Annotated in this window: 3 protein-coding genes; 2 read left to right on the plus strand and 1 reads right to left on the minus strand. The window is 74.7% G+C overall.

Annotated features, from left to right (window positions below):
• Positions 1–529 (plus strand): hypothetical protein (locus KBX53_RS32290; RefSeq protein WP_210863632.1); only part of this gene is annotated, 529 nt, incomplete at its 5' end.
• 119 nt (positions 530–648) lie between these two features.
• Positions 649–1,236: a hypothetical protein gene (locus KBX53_RS32295; protein ID WP_210863634.1), complete on the plus strand. Its 588-nt coding sequence runs from the start codon at positions 649–651 to the stop codon at positions 1,234–1,236.
• A gap of 39 nt (positions 1,237–1,275) precedes the next feature.
• Here the strand turns inward: KBX53_RS32295 and KBX53_RS32300 are convergent.
• On the minus strand, positions 1,276–1,647 hold a 372-nt coding region (locus tag KBX53_RS32300), incomplete at its 5' end, for an MFS transporter (protein WP_210863636.1).

A 1,647-nucleotide genomic window follows, 5' to 3' on the forward strand; every position in this document is an offset into this window, starting at 1 on the left:
CGAGTGGGGCGAGGCGGAGGAGTGGTGCACTCGCGCACCCGCCCTGATCGTGGACCAACAGGACGAGCACATCGCCTGCTACACGTCGCAGGCGCTGGCGAAGATCTGGCTGCGCCAGGGGAAGGTCGACCAGGCCCGGGGGCCGCTCGACCGTTCTCTGATCACCTGCAAGCGGCTCCACGACCGGCTGGGCACCGCCCTCGTGCAGCGCACCATCGGTGAGCTGCACCTCGCCGCCGGCCACCTCGACGACGCGGCCCGCGCACTGGGGCTGGCGTACGACGGATGGCAGGCCCTCGGGCACGACCTGGGCCGGGCGCGAACCCTGCGCGACACCGGGATGGTCCGGGCGGCGGCCGGTGACCTGCCGGGGGCTCACACCGCCTGGGCCGACGCCCTGGCCGTGTTCACCAGGTTGGGCACCAGGGAGGCCGCGGAGGCTCCGGGCTGGCACCGGGCCTGCGGCCCCGACTGTGGCTCCGTCTTCGGGTCGCCCGCCGGCGGCCCGCTGGCCGTGTCGGCCGCCTGAAAGGCCGCTCCGCCTGCGGATTCAAGGTTTGTTCCAGCTCTGGCAGAGGCACGGCTCCTACCGTCGTCGGCGGGTCCGGGAAGTCAATCCGACCCGACCGACGAGGTAGGGAGTCAGCTGTGCGAGTTCGAGGCAGTGACGTGGCGATGGCGGTGGCGATGGCCCTGACGTGTGCGGTGGCGGGATGCGGGCAACCCGCCCCGCGCTCGGTCGGAGCGCCGGCCGCCAGCTCGCCCGGGTCCACCCCGTCCACGCCACCCCCGACCGGTGGTCCGTCGCCCTCCGTCGACGCCACGCGGACCGCGACCGCCGGGCCGGACCCGGCGAGCGACGCGGCGACCGTCGCCGGTGACGGTTCGGGTCGGGCCGCCGCCGGTGCCGGCGCACCAGCGGAAGGCGGCGGAGCGCCGGATCGGGCAATCGACACCGACACCACCTGTACGCCCAGCACGTTGCAGGCGGCCAGCCAGGCGCTGCTGGGCGGCGTGCGGATCGCCCGGGTGGAGGTCTTCGCCTGTCGGAACTCCTATGCCCGGCTGACCGCCGTACCGGCCGGCTCGCCGGACACCCTTCCCGAACCGCAGATCTTCCTGAAGCGGTCCGGGGCGCAGTGGCAGCTCGCCGGGCGGGCGGCGGCGAACATCGACTGTGGCGACGGCGGCCTGGCACCGGCCATCAGCACGGCCTGCGGCGCGCTGGCCGGTTGACGTCCGGCGTGGACCGCTGCTCGCGTCGGCGGTGCCCGTTCAGAGCGCCTCGCTGTCGTCGGAGAGCGTGGGGCCGGCGGCGGCGGGCACCAGGTGTCGGACCTCGGGCTCCCCGTCGGTCAGCTCCCGGGCCCGTTGCTCGGCCGCGCGGTCCTCACCGGTCAACCGGCCGCCGTGCTGGCGCAGGTGCTCGTCCCAGGACGGCACCACATACACCTCGACGAAGCGATCCACCGTCTCGGCCGGGCGAAACAGCCCCCAGCGCGTCGCCCCGGTCCGCTGCCGCGCGCCACGCACCAGGTCCATCGCCGCCAGGAACTGTTGGGCCCGCTCCGGCCGGACGGTGTACTGCACCGTCACCAGCACCGGCCCCACCCCCGGGTCCGGTTCGTGCGCCAGGTGCAACTGTGG

This window comes from Micromonospora sp. M51 (assembly GCF_018070305.1).
Classification (GTDB): domain Bacteria; phylum Actinomycetota; class Actinomycetes; order Mycobacteriales; family Micromonosporaceae; genus Micromonospora; species Micromonospora parva.